15 protein-coding genes are annotated in these 14,939 nt (G+C 68.9%); 7 read left to right on the forward strand and 8 right to left on the reverse strand.

All coding sequences use genetic code 11. The features are described from left to right. Positions 1-3: 3 nt before the first annotated feature. From Sj15T_RS15305 to Sj15T_RS15315, 3 genes are read left to right on the forward strand one after another with little or no spacing between them, the layout of a single operon-like run. On the forward strand, positions 4-1,530 hold the full coding sequence (locus tag Sj15T_RS15305; RefSeq protein WP_013038929.1) for an NAD(P)/FAD-dependent oxidoreductase: 1,527 nt from the start codon (positions 4-6) through the stop codon (positions 1,528-1,530). Positions 1,531-1,535: 5 nt separating this feature from the next. Further along, entirely contained in the window at positions 1,536-1,955 is a 420-nt protein-coding gene (locus Sj15T_RS15310) for a GtrA family protein (protein ID WP_007686977.1), read from the forward strand. Further along, positions 1,933-3,783 carry a hypothetical protein gene (locus Sj15T_RS15315; protein ID WP_013038930.1) on the forward strand — a complete coding sequence of 617 codons (1,851 nt, stop codon included), beginning with the start codon at positions 1,933-1,935 and terminating at the stop codon, positions 3,781-3,783. Before Sj15T_RS15310 ends, Sj15T_RS15315 begins: the two co-directional genes overlap by 23 nt. On the opposite strand, the gene msrB is transcribed toward Sj15T_RS15315, so the two are convergent. From msrB to Sj15T_RS15330, 3 genes are read right to left on the reverse strand one after another with little or no spacing between them, the layout of a single operon-like run. Further along, positions 3,741-4,214 (reverse strand): peptide-methionine (R)-S-oxide reductase MsrB, encoded by a 474-nt coding sequence (msrB, locus tag Sj15T_RS15320; protein WP_041386198.1) that lies wholly within the window; start codon positions 4,212-4,214, stop codon positions 3,741-3,743. The genes Sj15T_RS15315 and msrB overlap by 43 nt on opposite strands. Before the next feature lie 19 nt (positions 4,215-4,233). Further along, complete coding sequence (locus Sj15T_RS15325; protein WP_007686971.1) at positions 4,234-5,424, reverse strand: ABC transporter permease; 1,191 nt, start codon at positions 5,422-5,424, stop codon at positions 4,234-4,236. Further along, a complete protein-coding gene (locus Sj15T_RS15330) occupies positions 5,421-6,377 on the reverse strand; it encodes an ATP-binding cassette domain-containing protein (protein ID WP_007686970.1) in 957 nt (318 codons plus the stop codon). Before Sj15T_RS15330 ends, Sj15T_RS15325 begins: the two co-directional genes overlap by 4 nt. Positions 6,378-6,399: 22 nt before the next feature. On the opposite strand from Sj15T_RS15330, the gene queG reads away from it, so the two are divergent. Continuing rightward, a complete protein-coding gene (queG, locus tag Sj15T_RS15335; RefSeq protein ID WP_193377924.1) occupies positions 6,400-7,443 on the forward strand; it encodes a tRNA epoxyqueuosine(34) reductase QueG in 1,044 nt (347 codons plus the stop codon). Between the two features lie 66 nt (positions 7,444-7,509). Here queG and Sj15T_RS15340 read toward each other — a convergent pair whose 3' ends face one another. Continuing rightward, positions 7,510-7,884, reverse strand: coding sequence for a hypothetical protein (locus Sj15T_RS15340; protein ID WP_007686966.1), 375 nt, complete (start codon positions 7,882-7,884; stop codon positions 7,510-7,512). Beyond that, positions 7,881-8,561, reverse strand: a complete 681-nt coding sequence (locus Sj15T_RS15345) for an EI24 domain-containing protein (RefSeq protein WP_013038933.1) — start codon at positions 8,559-8,561, stop codon at positions 7,881-7,883. The genes Sj15T_RS15340 and Sj15T_RS15345 overlap by 4 nt, the downstream gene beginning before the upstream one ends. 110 nt (positions 8,562-8,671) lie before the next feature. Here Sj15T_RS15345 and Sj15T_RS15350 point away from each other — a divergent pair, with 110 nt between their 5' ends. Next, positions 8,672-9,673: an adenosine kinase gene (locus Sj15T_RS15350; RefSeq protein ID WP_013038934.1), complete on the forward strand. Its 1,002-nt coding sequence runs from the start codon at positions 8,672-8,674 to the stop codon at positions 9,671-9,673. Between the two features lie 39 nt (positions 9,674-9,712). On the opposite strand, the gene Sj15T_RS15355 is transcribed toward Sj15T_RS15350, so the two are convergent. The 3 genes from Sj15T_RS15355 to tsaD all read right to left on the reverse strand — a co-directional run bounded on the left by Sj15T_RS15355 (position 9,713) and on the right by tsaD (position 13,300). Beyond that, on the reverse strand, positions 9,713-11,209 hold the full coding sequence (locus Sj15T_RS15355) for a lipopolysaccharide biosynthesis protein (RefSeq protein WP_013038935.1): 1,497 nt from the start codon (positions 11,207-11,209) through the stop codon (positions 9,713-9,715). 88 nt (positions 11,210-11,297) lie between these two features. Then, positions 11,298-12,269 carry an NAD(P)H-dependent glycerol-3-phosphate dehydrogenase gene (locus tag Sj15T_RS15360; RefSeq protein ID WP_013038936.1) on the reverse strand — a complete coding sequence of 324 codons (972 nt, stop codon included), beginning with the start codon at positions 12,267-12,269 and terminating at the stop codon, positions 11,298-11,300. Continuing rightward, positions 12,266-13,300, reverse strand: coding sequence for a tRNA (adenosine(37)-N6)-threonylcarbamoyltransferase complex transferase subunit TsaD (tsaD, locus tag Sj15T_RS15365; protein WP_013038937.1), 1,035 nt, complete (start codon positions 13,298-13,300; stop codon positions 12,266-12,268). The genes Sj15T_RS15360 and tsaD overlap by 4 nt, the downstream gene beginning before the upstream one ends. Before the next feature lie 45 nt (positions 13,301-13,345). Between tsaD and hemC the strand changes: the two genes are divergently transcribed. Further along, positions 13,346-14,272: a hydroxymethylbilane synthase gene (gene hemC / locus Sj15T_RS15370; RefSeq protein WP_013038938.1), complete on the forward strand. Its 927-nt coding sequence runs from the start codon at positions 13,346-13,348 to the stop codon at positions 14,270-14,272. Then, positions 14,269-14,937, forward strand: coding sequence for a uroporphyrinogen-III synthase (locus Sj15T_RS15375; RefSeq protein ID WP_007686951.1), 669 nt, complete (start codon positions 14,269-14,271; stop codon positions 14,935-14,937). Before hemC ends, Sj15T_RS15375 begins: the two co-directional genes overlap by 4 nt. Positions 14,938-14,939 lie beyond the last annotated feature (2 nt).

Below are 14,939 nucleotides of genomic sequence, written 5' to 3' on the forward strand. Positions count from 1 at the left end.
TGGATGCCGCAGAACGACCACAATGTGGATGTCGCCATTATCGGCGCGGGTCCGGCCGGCCTGACCGCCGCCTATCTGCTCACCAGGAAGGGCTATTCGGTCAGCGTCATCGAAAAGGATCCCGTCTATGTCGGCGGCATCAGCCGCACGGTGGAACTGAACGGCTTTCGTTTCGACATTGGCGGCCATCGTTTCTTTTCAAAGTCGCAGGAGGTCGTCGACCTCTGGAACGAGATCCTTCCGCATGACTTCATCCAGCGCCCGCGGATGAGCCGCATCTATTATGAGGGCAAATTCTACAGCTATCCGCTGCGCGCCTTCGAAGCGCTGGGCAATCTGGGGCTGTGGCGCTCGACGCTTTGCATGGCGAGCTTCGCCAAGGCCAGGCTGTTTCCCCGGCGCGACGTCCGTTCCTTCCAGGACTGGACCGTCAACGCCTTCGGCCACAAGCTGTTCTCGATCTTCTTCAAGACCTATACGGAAAAGGTCTGGGGCATGCCCTGCGACGAGATGTCGGCGGACTGGGCGGCGCAGCGCATCAAGGGCCTGTCGCTGTGGGGGGCCGTGACCGACGGTCTCAAGCGGTCGCTGGGCCTCAACAGAAAACCCAATGACGGCATGGCGACCAAGACGCTGCTGGAGAGCTTCCGCTATCCGCGCCTCGGCCCCGGCATGATGTGGGAAGCGGCCCGCGACTTCGTGATCGCGCGGGGCAACCGCGTGCTGATGGCGCACAGCCTGGACCAGTTGTCGCAGGACCAGGCGAGCGGCGGCTGGCGCATGGTGGCGCAGGGTCCGGACGGCGAAGTCGCCATCGCCGCCCGCCATGTCATCAGTTCCGCGCCGATGCGCGAACTGGCGGGGCGCATCCGTCCCCTGCCCGCGACGCTGGGCCAGGCGATGGACCTTAAATATCGCGATTTCCTGACCGTAGCGCTGATGGTGAAGGGCGAGGACGTCTTCCCCGACAACTGGATCTACATCCACGATCCCAAGGTGCAGGTCGGCCGCATCCAGAATTTTAGGAGCTGGTCGCCCGAAATGGTGCCGGACCCCGATCTGGCCTGCGTGGGCCTGGAATATTTCTGCTTCGAAGGCGACGGCCTCTGGTCGTCCAGCGACGCCGATCTGATCGAACTGGCGAAGAAGGAAATGGCCGCCCTGGGCCTGTGCGATCCCGACGATGTCGTCGGCGGCGCGGTGGTGCGGCAGGAAAAGGCCTATCCGGTCTATGACGACGGCTATGCCGACAATGTCCTGGCCATGCGCACCGAATTGCAGCGGCTCTATCCCACGCTGCACCTGGTCGGCCGCAACGGCATGCACCGCTACAACAACCAGGACCATGCGATGATGACGGCGATGCTGACCGTCCGCAATATCGAGGCGGGCGAACAACTCTACGACATATGGGCGGTCAACGAGGATGCCGAATATCATGAAGCGGGCGAGGAAGGGCAGGACGCGGCCGGCCGGCGCGCCGCGCTCGCCAGCGAAAGGCTGGTGCCCAATCGCCTGAAGGCGGCCTGACCCCCATGCCTTATTGGGTGCGGAACATGGCCGGGCCGTTCAACGCCGTCTTCGGCCGTTTCACCTTCACGCGCTATCTGCTGGCCAGCATCTGCGCGCTGTCGGCCGATTTCGCGCTGTTCATGCTGCTTCACCGGCTGGGCGCGTCGCCTGCCCTCGCGGCATTGGGCGGCTATTCGGGCGGGCTTGTCCTGCACTGGATGATCAGCACGCAGTTCGTGTTCGAGATGCGCAAGCCCCCCACCCATGGGCAGCGCATCGCCTTCATCCTGAGCGCCCTGATCGGCATGGCGATCACCATGGGGCTGGTGGGCGGGCTGAGCGGCCTGGGGCTTCCGCCCGCCATGGCCAAGCTGGCGGCCGTGCCGGTCAGCTTCCTGTCGGTCTATGCGATCCGGAAATATGGCATCTTCGCCCGCGCCTGACGGCGGCTCCCCTTCCAGGACGGCATCCCTCGCCCGCTGGCAGATTTGCGTCGCGGCGCTGCTGCTCTGGGCCTTGTGCTGCGCCGTCATGCTCTGGCTGTTCCGCAACGGGCTGACCACGCTCGAATTCCGCGATCCCGATGACGCCATGCGGCTGCAACAGGTCCGCGACTGGCTGCACGGCCAGACCTTCCGGGATGTCAGCCAGCACCGGGTGAACCCCCCGGCAGGCGGGCCGATGCACTGGTCGCGCATCGTCGACATGCCGATCGCCGCCCTGATCCTGATGCTGCAACCGCTGCTGGGGCCTGTGCGCGCCGAACTGGCGGCCTGCGCGCTGGTGTCGCTGCTGTTGCTGGGGGGATTGACGGCCACGGTCTTCCTGGCGGCGCGGCGCGCTGCCGGCGGCCTCTTCGTCCCGATGCTGGCGGTCGTGCTGCTGCTGACCACGCCGACCATCCTGGTCCAGTTCACGCCGTTCCGGATCGACCATCACGGGTGGCAAATATGGATGGCGGCCGTGGCGCTGTGCGGCGCGCTGGATGCCCGCCGCCTGAGGGGGGGCGTCACGGCCGGCCTCGCGCTGGCGGTGTGGCTTCAGATTTCCAGCGAGGCGCTGCCCTATGCGGCCCTGTTCGCCGGCGCCTTCGCGCTGCGGACCTGGTTCGACCGGCGGGAGGCGGCGCGCATCGCCGCCTATGCCGTCACGCTGGGCGGCGGCGCGCTCCTGCTCCTGCTGCTGCTGCGCGGCCCCGGCGCGGTGCTGGCCCGATATTGCGACGGGCTTTCGGCGGCCTATATCTGGCCGCTCCTGGCCTTCGCGCTGGCGATGCCGCTGGCGCTGCGCCTGATCGGCGCGACGACCGTTCGGCGGCGCTTCATGGCGACGGCGGCGGCAGGCGGCGCGGCGGCGGGCGTGTTCCTGCTGAGCGGCGGGGCCTGCCTGTCCGGCGACCCGTTCAAGGCGCTCGGCCCGGTCGCCTATCGCCTATGGTATCTCCAGGTGAAGGAAGGCCGCCCGATCTGGGAGCAGGGCCTGTTGATGGCCGGGATCATCCTGTTGCCGGCGGTCATGGGGCTGGCCAGCACGATTGTCGCAGCCTGGCGCGCCCCGGAACGGGAGGCGCGGGACCGCTGGATCGTCATCGCCCTGCTGCTGGCCGGAGCGCTGGCGGTCGCGATCCTCGTGCTGCGCGCCATGTCGGTGGCGCATGTCCTGGCGCTGCCCGGCACGGCCTGGCTGCTGCTGGCGACGTTTCAGCATATCCAGGGCTGGAGCAGGGCGGTGGCGCGCATATTGGTGACGGCGAGCGTCGCCATATTGCTCACCCCGGCGGGCCTGTGCGGCGCCTGGATATTGATCGCGAGCGGCGCGGCGGAAAAGGAGCAGCCCGAAACCGTCAATTGCCGGACGGCGGCGCTGCTGGCCCCCCTGCGGGCGCTGCCCCGATCGACCCTGTTCGCGCCGCTCGATCTGGGGCCGGACATCCTCGTGCGGACCGGGCACAGCGTGATCGGCACGGCCCATCACCGCAACGCGACGGGCATCAACGCGGTCATAGACGGTTTCACGCAGCCGCCAGACAAGGCTTTGACGACCATCATGCGCCTGAACGGCGGCAAGGGTCCGGATTACCTGCTGACCTGCAACGATATGAACGAGATCAAGCATTATCGCGCCGATTTCCCGCAAGGGCTGGCCGCGGCATTGAAGCGCGACAAGCCGCCGCGCTGGTTGCGGCCGGTCCCCAGCAAGGGGCCGCTCCGCATCTACAAGGTGATCGCTCAGCCGGCGACAAAGGCCAGCGCGACGCCGTTCATGCAGTAACGCTTGCCGGTGGGCTTCGGCCCGTCATCGAACACATGGCCCAGATGCCCGCCGCACCGCGCGCAATGCACCTCGGTCCGCGGATAGCCCAGTTCGAAATCGCGCGAGGTGCCGACGGCGCGGGGCAGCGGCGCCCAGAAGCTGGGCCAGCCCGTGCCGCTGTCGAACTTGGTCTTCGAACTGAAAAGCCGTTGCCCGCAACCGGCGCAGGCAAAGACGCCGGGGCGATGTTCCTTGTTGAGCGGACTGGTGAAGGGATGTTCGGTCGATCGCTTGCGCAGCACCTGATAGGCGAGCGGGCTGAGGCGCCGGCGCCATTCGGCATCGCTGAGCGTGAAGGGATAGGCGGCGGCCCTGCCCAGCCCGGCCTGCCAGAGGACGATCATCGTCGCGGCGCAGCCGCCCATGCCCAGGAATCGCCGCCGGTTCATGGGGCCCGCCATAGCAGGGTCAGCCTGTCGCGCTTCTGAACAACTGCTTCCACCAGCCGCCGCCCGATTTCAGCACATGGCGGCGGAACAGCAGCACGCCGATGCGGATGATGAGGCCCACCCAGAGCATCTGCCAGGCGATGGCGAGGAGATGGGGCCAGAGCGTGTCCACCTGCGCGGCGCGGGCGATCATGGCGAAGGGGGAGGAGAAGGGCAGGATCACCGCCGCGACCTCCGGCGGCGATCCCATCTTGTCGACGGCATAGGTGGCGAAGAAGAAGATCAGCATCTGCCCCATGGTCACGGGCATGTTGAGCGTCTGCACTTCCCGCACGGTCGCCGCCTGCGCGCCGATGCCCAGGAACAGGGAACCGAGCAGCGTATAGGCCATGGCGAAATAGACGACGGCCAGCATCAGGAAGAGGGGCCAGCCGATGGCGGGTTCGGGCAGGCTGACGCCCGGCGTCTTCAACGCCAGGAACACGCAGAAGGCGGTCCCGCCCCAGAAAAGGATGCCCACGAAGCTCATCGCCAGCATCGCCATCAACTTGCCCAGGAAGATCGCGTCGACCGGCACGGCGGCGGCCAGTATCTCTATGATCTTGTTTGTCTTTTCCTCGACCAGATTGGACAGGATCATGCCCGCCAGCAGGATGGTGAGGAAGAAGACGACGATCTGCGCGATCCGGCCGATCACCAGCCTGCCCTGGGTCTGCGCGCCGACGCTGGTGGCGACCTGCTGCGCCTCGACCTGGACCATGCGCAGCGACTTTTCGGCCATGGCGGCGCTGGCGAGCAGGCTGATGTCCCCTTCCAACCGCCGGATGTCCTGCGGCTGGCCCGTCATCACCGGCCGGGCGGGCGACCCCGACACGATGACCATGACATCGGCATTCGCCCTGGCCAGTTGGACGCGGGGCGCGGGTGACAGCGGCACGCGGCGCAGCGCCGGCAGCGCTTGCGGCCCCATGCGTTCCGCCAGCCGGGCGTGGGCGCGCTCCATCCGCGCCGCATCGGCCGGGGACATGGCGATGCCGACGACCGGGCGCAGGTCGGTGGTCGAAATCTTGTCGCCCAACCCGCCGAAGGCCATGCCGATGACGATGGGGAACAGCGGACCCAGCAGGAAGAAGATGAAGGTGCGGGACAGCACGACGGCGGTGAAATCCCGCCGGGCGATGACGAAGGCGGCGCGCATCAGTTCGCTCATGCCGCTTCCTCCCGCTGCTGGTCGTCCTGCATCTGCCGGGCGGCCGCCTCGCCCGCTATGGCGACGAAGGCGTCGTGCAGGCCGGGGCGCTCGATCGAGAGGCTTTCTATCCCGGCATTGCCGTCCAGCAGGGCGCGAAGCAGCGGCTCAATGCCCTCCTGCGGCAGGGGGAAATGCCAGGTTCCGTCCTCCGCCAGCGTTTCGGCGGGCAAGGCGCGGCGCCAGCCGCCGTCGCTGGCGCGGGTGCGCAGGCGCACCTGCGGGCGCAGCCGGTTGCGGGCGTCGTCCACCGTGCCTTCGAAGCGGACGCGGCCGCCCGCGACGATGGCGACGCGCTCGCACAGCCGTTCGGCATGGGCGATCACATGGGTGGAGAACAGCACCGTGACGCCGCGCCGGGCCTGGTCCCGGATCAGCACCTCCAGCTTGCCCTGGTTGAAGGCGTCCAGGCCGGAAAAGGGCTCGTCCAGCACGATCAGGCGCGGTTCGTGGACGATGGTGCCGAAAAGCTGGACTGTCTGGGCCATGCCCTTCGACAATTGGCGGATCGGCTTTTCGGCGGAGGCGCCCATGCCGTAGTCCGCCAGCATGGCGCGGGCGCGTTCCCGCCCGATCCTGAGCGGCAGGCCGCGCAGCGCGCCCATGAAGGCGACGGCCTCAAACGCCTTCATCGACGGGTAGAGGCCGCGTTCCTCCGGCAGATAGCCGACATTGCGCGCCTGGCGCAGCGGCGCGGGGTCGCCCAGCAGGCTGCGGTGCCCCTCATCGGGATCGATGATGCCCAGCAGCGTGCGCAGCATCGTCGTCTTGCCCGCGCCATTGGGGCCGAGAATGCCGTAGATCGACCCGGCGGGCACCGCGACGTCGATGCCGTCCACTGCCCGGAAATCGCCGAATGTCTTGACAAGACCACGGCCTTCGACGGCATAGGTCGGTTGAGAAGCCCCGATCATCGGCCTCTGATAGTCGCATCGCATGCCAACGCAAAACGAAACATTGGAACAGCGGCTTAAGGCCGAAGCGCGGCGGCTGGGCTTTGCCGCCTGCGCCATCGCGCCCGCCAACGCCGCGCCGCGTTCGGCCGAAAGGCTGCGGCAATGGCTGGATGCGGGCCATCATGGCGAGATGCTGTGGATGGAGGAACGCGCCGGGCAGCGCGGATCGCCGCAAGGGCTCTGGCCGGACGTGCGCAGCGTCGTGATGCTGGGGATGAGCTATGCGCCGGGGCGCGATCCGCTGGCGCTGGCGGACGCGCGCGACCGGGGCCGGATTTCGGTCTATGCGCAGGGGCGCGACTATCATGACGTGGTCAAGAAGGGGCTGAAGGCCCTCGCCCGCTGGCTGGTGGAGCAGCATCCCGGCGCGCTCAAGGTCTTCGTCGATACCGCCCCGGTGATGGAAAAGCCGCTGGCGCAGGCCGCGGGCCTCGGCTGGCAGGGGAAGCACAGCAACCTCGTCAGCCGGACGCATGGAAGCTGGCTGTTCCTGGGCGCGATCTACAGCGAGATCGCGCTGGTCCCCGACGCGCCGGAGGATGACCATTGCGGCAGTTGCACCGCCTGCCAGACGGCCTGCCCGACCGACGCCTTTCCCGCCCCCTATGTGGTCGATGCGCGGCGGTGCATCTCCTACCTCACCATAGAGCATAAGGGGCCGATTCCGGAGGAGTTGCGCGCCGGGATCGGCAATCGCGTCTATGGCTGCGACGATTGCCTGGCGGTGTGCCCGTGGAACAAGTTTGCGGATGCGGCGGCGGCGAACAGGGCCTTTGTCGGGCGGGCGGAACTGGCGGCGCCGGAACTGGGCGACCTGCTGGCGCTGGACGATGCGGGCTTTCGCGAGATTTTCGCCGGCTCCCCCATCAAGCGGATCGGGCGGAACCGGATGGTGCGCAATGCCGCCATCGCCGCGGGGAACAGCGGCGACAGGCGGTTGGTGGGCCGGTTGCAGGCGCTGGCGGCGGCCGACGATCCAGTGGTGGCGGAGGCGGCTCGCTGGGCGCTGGAGCGGTTGGGCTAGCACTTGCCGCCCAATACGCCGTGCTCCTGCCTTCGCAGGAGCACGGCATGCTTCATCCTACCATCATCACTTCGCCTGCAACGCCGCCGAGCAGCTCGCCGCGTCGACATCCGTGCCCGTGGGCGTGCGCGCATCGACATGGGTGACGAGCGGCTCCTTCCCCTGCGGCGGCAGGTAGAGATAGGCGTCCAGCACGCAGCGGCCATTGGCGAATTGCAGCTTGCGCATGGCGCTTTCGCGAATGTCGAGCCGGGGCTGGCCGAACAGGCGCATGAGCTGCTTCGCGTCCGACCCGATCAGGGGGCCTGGGCGGGTGAAGGCGCTGGCTGGAGGACCGGCGGGCGGCCGGGCGATCTGGGTCGCGGGCGGCGGCACGACGCCTCCGCAAGCGGCCAGGGTCAAGAGCGAAGCCAGGACGAGCGCCGGATGGGGACGGGTCATGGCATGTTCCTTCGGGCACCGTGCAGCATGTGGACCGCCATAGCCGCGCTCCAGATCGGCGCAAGCAGGTTGAGGCCCGGCACCAGGAAGATCAGCGCCGAAGCGAGGCCCATGAGCCACCGGCCGCCGCGCGGGATCGGCGGCAGGTCGGGATGGCGCGGCTCGACCATGTCGGCCATGTCGCGGCCGAGCAGGGCGGCGTTCAGGATCAAGAACAGGCCCAGCGTGCCGATCCCCGTCACCAGCAGCAGCAGATAGGCCGGCAGGGCGAGCAGGTTCCAGCCCAAGGTCCGCAGGACGGAGCGCAGCGCGAAACCCAGGCTGCGCCCCCAGCCGACCGGCCGGGCGCGGGCGGCCGCCGCGGTATAGCTGTCCCGCTCGACGGCGACGATGATGTCGTCGGCAAAGAGGCTCATGATCGCCATGGCGGTGGCGCGGAACAGCAGCCAGCCGACGGCGATCACGGCGATGGCGGTCGCGGTCGCCTCCGCCAGCCCGCCCCAGCCCGCGCCCGTCGCCCAGCCGAAATGCAGTCGGGCGGCGTGGATGCCGGTCCACAAGGCGGCGGCGAGGAGCGCGAAGGCGAGCAGGGTCAGCAGCAGCGTCTTGACCAGCAGCCGCAGCGCGGCGCCATGGAAGATGGAGGGAAAGGCGCGAAGGGCGGCGGCAAGGACCATGGCTCAGCTATTCCCGCCTTGGCGCGCAGCGTCAATCAGCGCCGTTGCGCGCCGCGCCCCGCATCGGTAGAGACGGCGGGATTTTCCCCCTTATTCACGAAGGATTTTGCGTGACCGCTGCTGCCCCCACGCTTGATGTTGTCGCCATCGGCAACGCCATTGTCGACGTGCTCGCCCGGAGCGACGACGCTTTCCTGGCCGAACATGCGCTGACCAAGGGCGGCATGCAGTTGATCGACGCGGAAACCGCCGAAAGCCTCTATGCCGACATGGGCGCGGGCAAGGAGATCAGCGGCGGATCGGCGGCGAACACGCTGGCGGGGCTGGCCGCGCTCGGCAAGAAATGCGGTTTCATCGGGCAGGTCAATGACGATCAGTTGGGCGCCGTCTTCGCCCATGACGTGCGCGCGCTCGGCATCCGCTACGATACGCCGGCGATGCGGGGCGACGTGCCGACGGCGCGCTGCCTGATCCTGGTGACGCCCGACGCGCAGCGGACGATGAACACCTTTTTGGGCGCGTCGCAATTCCTGCCGGAGGCCGCGCTGGACCTGGACCTTATCCGTTCCGCCTCGATCCTCTATCTGGAAGGCTATCTCTGGGATCCGGAGCAGCCGCGCGCGGCGATGCGCGCCGCGATCGACGCGGCGCGGGGCGCGGGGCGGAAGGTCGCCTTCACCCTGTCGGACAATTTCGTGATCGACCGCCATCGCTCCGACTTCCTCGACCTGATCGACCAGGGGCTGATCGACATCCTCTTCTCCAATGAAGGGGAAATCCAGTCGCTGGCCGGGGTGCATGATTTCGACGCCGCCGTGGCCGCCATCGCCCCGAAGGTGCCGGTGCTGGTCTCGACCCGCAGCGAGAAAGGCGCGATCGCCGTGGTAGAGGGCCTGCGGTACGAAGCGCATGCGGCCCCGGTGGCCGAAGTGATCGACACGACCGGGGCGGGCGACCTGTTCGCGGCGGGATTCCTGGCCGGTCATCTGGAGGGGCTGGAGGTCGACAAGTGCCTGAAACTGGGCGCGGCGGCGGCGGCCGAAGTGATCTCCCACTGGGGGGCGCGGCCGGAGGAGGACTTGAAGGCGATCCGGGCGAAGACGCTGGGATAAGATGAGAGGCCGGGCGAAGGTCCGGCCTTTTCCTTTGCGTCAGGCCGCCTTCTGCTTCCGGAACAGCGCGCGGTCGTCCGGGCCGAAGCCCCAGCGCCAGATGACGAAGCCATAGACGCCAAGGATGGTGAACACGCCGAAGACCAGTTCCACCCATTCGAAATCGGGCGGCAGCGCGACGAACGCCGCGCCGACGATGCAGGCGACGCCGGAAGCGCTGAGCAGCGGCCAGCGCCAGGCGTTGACCCTGGCGCCGAGCAGGGTGGAAAGCAGGCGCGCCTTGACCAGCGCGCTGACGCCGAGCGCGATGCTGAGCGCCAGCGCGGGCGCGGCGGCGACCGCCATGTCGCGCAGGCCCAAACGCCGCGCCGCGAAGATCAGCAGGAAGCTGAGCGCTGCCTGAAGCACGATCATCAGCAGCGAGATCATCAGATTGCGGTGCCGGGCGATATAGACCAGCGCCGATTCGCTGACCACGGCGGTCGCCGCCACGACTTCGGCCAGCAACAGGAAGGCGAGCGCGCCCGTTCCGCCGACGAAATGGGGGCCGACCAGGCCCATCACCGCCTCGCCCGGAATGCCGAGCGCGAGCGCGATGCCCGCCTGCGCCGCGATGATCCAGAAGCCGACCTGGCTCACCTGCCGGGCTATGGCGGTGAGATTGCCCTCCGAAAGATTGCGGGTGATGACCGGGCCCAGGATCGGGTCGAAGCTGGTCTTCAATTTCTGGGGCAGGGAGGCGACCTGCTGCGCCACATAATAGATGCCGACCACGGCGGGGCTGACGAACAGGCCCAGAATGGCCATGTCCAGCCGGCGCGACCCCCATTCCACGCCGTCCGCCGCCGCCAGCGGCAGGTTGCGGCGCGCCAGCCGCCACAGCCGCCCGAAATCCGGGCGCCAGCCATAGGGAATGCCGTAATGGCGGGTCATCGGAATGATCGAGGCGACCAGCGCGGCGATCATCGAGACCACATAGGAGAGGATCAGCCCGTCGCGGGTCGAATAATAAGCGAAGCCGAAGGCGCCGATGCTGATCGCCCAGGGTTCGATGATGGACCGCGCCCGCACCGTGGCGCCGATGTCGAAGCGATAGGCGCAGGCGGCCAGCGCCACGTCGGACCCCGCGACCGCGATCACGATCAGGGCGAGCAGGCGGTCGAGGCCGTTGATGCCGCTGTTGGGGAACATGGCCTGGGGGAAGGCGACCAGGAGCGCGCTGCCGATCAGGGAGGCGATCAGCGTCACCACCATGGCGTCGGTGACGACATGGCTGTGCGGCCGCTCCGTCTGGGAGAGCGCGCCCGCCAGGCCGCGCTTCAGGCCCAGCGTCGCAAGCTGCGCGACGAACTCCACCACCAGCACCGCATAGGCGAAGCGGCCCAGCGCGTCGGCGCCATACCAGCGGCCGGCGATGAACAGGAACGGCAGGCGCGCCGCCAGGCGGAGCAGGAAACCGAACACATTGGTCCGTCCACCCTTGGCGAGCGCCGCAATATCGTCCTGCTGCGCGGGAGAGGCCCCTTCAGCCGCCAAAGAATTACGATCCCCCTGTGACATCAATGCTGTCGCGTCATTTTGTGAAGCCGGACTGTAGCAACAAATGGGGACGGGGCGATGAAATTTATTCGGCGCGCAGCGGACGGGCGAGCAGCGCGTCCATCACCTGGGCCAGCGGCGCGGCGTCCTCCAGAAGGGCGCAGACCGCCTCGACCACGGGCATTTCCACCCTGGCGGCGCGGGCGGCCTCGCGCAGCACGGGCGCGGTGAAGGCGCCTTCCGCCACGGTCCGGCGGTTGGCGAGCAGGTCGCGAGCCGCCCGCCCCTCGCCCAGCCCCTTGCCGAGGGAGAAGTTGCGGCTGTCGGTCGAGGAACAGGTGAGGACGAGGTCGCCCAGCCCGGAAAGGCCCGCCAGCGTTTCGGCGCGGGCGCCCCTGGCCAGCCCGAAGCGGGTCATTTCGGCAAAGCCCCGGCTGATCAGCGAAGCGCGGGCGTTGAGGCCCAGGCCCGCGCCCTCCGCGACGCCGCAGGCGATGGCGAGGACATTCTTGACCGCGCCGCCGATCTCCGCGCCGACGACATCGTCGGACAGATAGGGGCGAAAGGCAGGCCGCGCGATCCGGGCGGCGATCTTCGCGGCGAGGTCCGCGTCGGCGCAGGCGAGCGTGATCGCGGTGGGCAGGCCCTTCGCCACCTCATGGGCGAAGGTCGGCCCGGAAAGGACGGCGATGGGCGAGCCTGGCTGCGCCTCTGCCGCCACTTCGGACATCAGCAGGCCGGTGCCCGCCTCTATGCCCTTGGAACAGAGGATAAGCGGGGGTCCCGCAGGCGCCTGCGCGACGACCTTGCGGAGATGCTGGGCCGGGCTGACGATCAGCAGCATGTCGCGGTCAGCCATGGCGGCGATGTCGCCGGTTGCTTCGATCGAGGGGCTGAGCGGAATTCGCGGCAAGTAGAGCGGGTTCTGGCGGTCGTTATTGACCGCTTCCACCACCTCCGGCTCCAGCGCCCAGAGGCGGACATGCTGGCCGCCCGCCGCGAGCGTCTGGGCCAGCGCCGTGCCCCATGCGCCTGCGCCTATAATACCGGCCTTCATGCTTTCACTCCTGCGCCGCGCGCCTTTTCCGCGCTGGGGTCGAGCGGCCAGCGCGGGCGGGCCGGGACCGTCAGATCGTCGATCAGGCCGGCCGCATGGCGTTCCGCCCCTGCCCAGGCGATCATCGCCGCATTGTCCGTGCACAGCCAGAGCGGCGGCGCGACGAAGGGCAGGTCGTGCTTCGCGGCGAGCGCCTCCAGCGCGGCGCGGATCGACTGGTTGGCGGCGACGCCTCCTGCGACGACGAGGGCGGTGATGTCCTGAACACCCGCCAGTTGCCGCTCGGTGCGGTCGATCAGGCAGTCGATGACGGCCTGCTGGAAGCTGGCGGCGATGTCCTGGGTCGAATATCGGCCGGACTGGGCGGCGCGCATGACCGCGCTTTTGAGGCCCGCGAAGGAGAAATGGGGTTCCGCCGTGCCGACCAGCGGGCGTGGCAGCGGGACGGCCTTCGGATCGCCCTTGGCCGCCGCCTTCTCGACCGCCGGTCCGCCGGGATAGCCCAGGCCGAGCAGCTTCGCCGTCTTGTCGAAGGCCTCGCCGCTGGCGTCGTCGATGGTGGTGGCCAGGCGCGCATAGTCGCCCGGCCCCCGCACATGCAGCAACTGGCAATGGCCCCCCGACACCAGCAGCAGCAGATAGGGGAATTGCAGCGTCGGATCGGCCAGGCGCGGCGAGAGGGCATGGCCTTCGAGGTGGTTGACCGCGACCAGCGGCTTGTTCGCGGCATGGGCAAGCGCCTTGCCGGTGACGAGGCCGACCATCACGCCGCCGATCAGGCCGGGACCGGCGGTGGCGGCGATCACGTCCACATCATCGAGCGTGAGGTCGGCGTCCTTGAGCGCCGCCTCTATCAGGGGCGCAAGCGCCTCGACATGGGCGCGGGCGGCGATTTCCGGGACGACGCCGCCATAGGGGCGATGCGCCTCCTCCTGCGTGGCGAGGCGGTGGGCGAGGATCCTGCCGTCCGCCGTCACCAGCGCCGCCGCGGTTTCGTCGCAGCTTGATTCCAGGCCGAGGATGATCGTCATTGCCGCTTCCATCTAATGCCCGCGACCATTAGAGCAAGCGGGATCATGCAAAAGCCTTCCCGACCGCTCCGCCTTGGTACCCGTGGCTCCCCGCTCGCGCTGGCGCAGGCGCACATGACGGTGGCTGCGCTGCGGGCGCGCCATGGCTGGGATGAAGGCGCGGTCGAGATCGTCGTGGTGCAGACCAGCGGCGACCGGATTCAGGACCGGGCGCTCGCGGACATCGGCGGCAAGGCGCTCTGGACCAAGGAGCTGGACCGCGCGCTGGCCAGCGGCGAGATCGATTTCGCCGTGCATTCGATGAAGGATGTGGAGACGATCCGCCCCGCCGAAATCCGCATCGCCGCCATGCTGCCCCGCGCCGATGTGCGCGACCGGCTGGTGGGCGCGGACGATTTCGCGGCGCTGCCCGAAAGGCCGGTGGTGGGCACCAGCTCGCCGCGCCGGGCGGCGCAGGTCAGGCGGCTTCGGCCCGACGCGCAGGTCGTCCTGTTCCGCGGCAATGTCGCGACGCGGCTCGCCAGGCTGGACAGGGGAGAGGCGCATGCGACCCTGCTGGCGGCGGCCGGGCTGGACCGGCTGGGCCAGGGCGATGTGGGCGTCGCCATCCCCGTGGACGTCATGCTTCCCGCGCCGTCCCAGGGGGCCGTGGGCATCGAGACGCTGAGCGGCGATGAAGCGATGCTGGACCTGCTGGCGGCGATCAGCGACGCCGACACCTTCGATTGCGTGATGGCGGAGCGGGCGGTGCTGGCGGGGCTGGGCGGCACCTGCCATTCGCCCATCGCGGCGTTCGCCCGGCTGGAGGATGGGCAGGTCCGCCTGCGGGCCGAGATCATCAGCCCCGACGGGCGGGAGACGGTCGGCGAAACGGCGCGGATCGAACGGGGCGATGCCGCCGCCGCCGAAGCGATGGGGCGTGGCCTGCTGGACCGAGCCAGCCCGGCGTTGCGGCTTCTGTTCGAAGCGTGAGGCCCGTCGTCATCCTGCGGCCCGAACCGGGGGCGGGCAAGACGGCGGCGCGCGCGGCGGAACGGGGGCTGGAAGCGCGGGTCTTTCCGCTGTTCGCGCCTCGGGCGCTGGAGTGGCACGCGCCCGCCCCGGAAAGGTTCGACGCCCTGTTGCTGACCAGCGCCAATGCCGCCCGGCTGGCGGGCGAAGGACTGGCCCGCTATCGAAAGCTGCCCGCCTATGCGGTCGGACGGGCGACGGCGAAGGCGCTGGAGGAAGCCGGATTCGCGGATGTCGTCGTCGGAGATGGCGACGGCACCGCCGTTGCGCGGCGGATCGCGGCGGATGGGCATGGCCATGTGCTGCACCTGGCGGGGCGGACGGTGGCGCCGATCGATGCGGGCGCGCTGCGGATCGATCGGATCGCCGTCTATGAAATGCTGCGGACCGGCGAGGAGGGATGGGCGGAGCGGCTGGAGGCCGGCAGCGTCCTTCTGGTCCACTCCCCGCGCGCCGGCGAATTGCTGGCGCGCCATGTGGGTCCGGAACGGCGGAGTTCGTTCCACCTGATCGCGATCAGCCCCGCCGCTCTGGCCGCCTGCGGCGCCGGATGGGCCAGCGCCCAGGCGCCCGACAAGCCCGATGATGAGAGGATGCTGGCCCTTGCCGTCCGATTATGCGAATGATT

This window comes from Sphingobium sp. TA15, assembly GCF_037101235.1.
GTDB classification, from domain to species: domain Bacteria; phylum Pseudomonadota; class Alphaproteobacteria; order Sphingomonadales; family Sphingomonadaceae; genus Sphingobium; species Sphingobium indicum.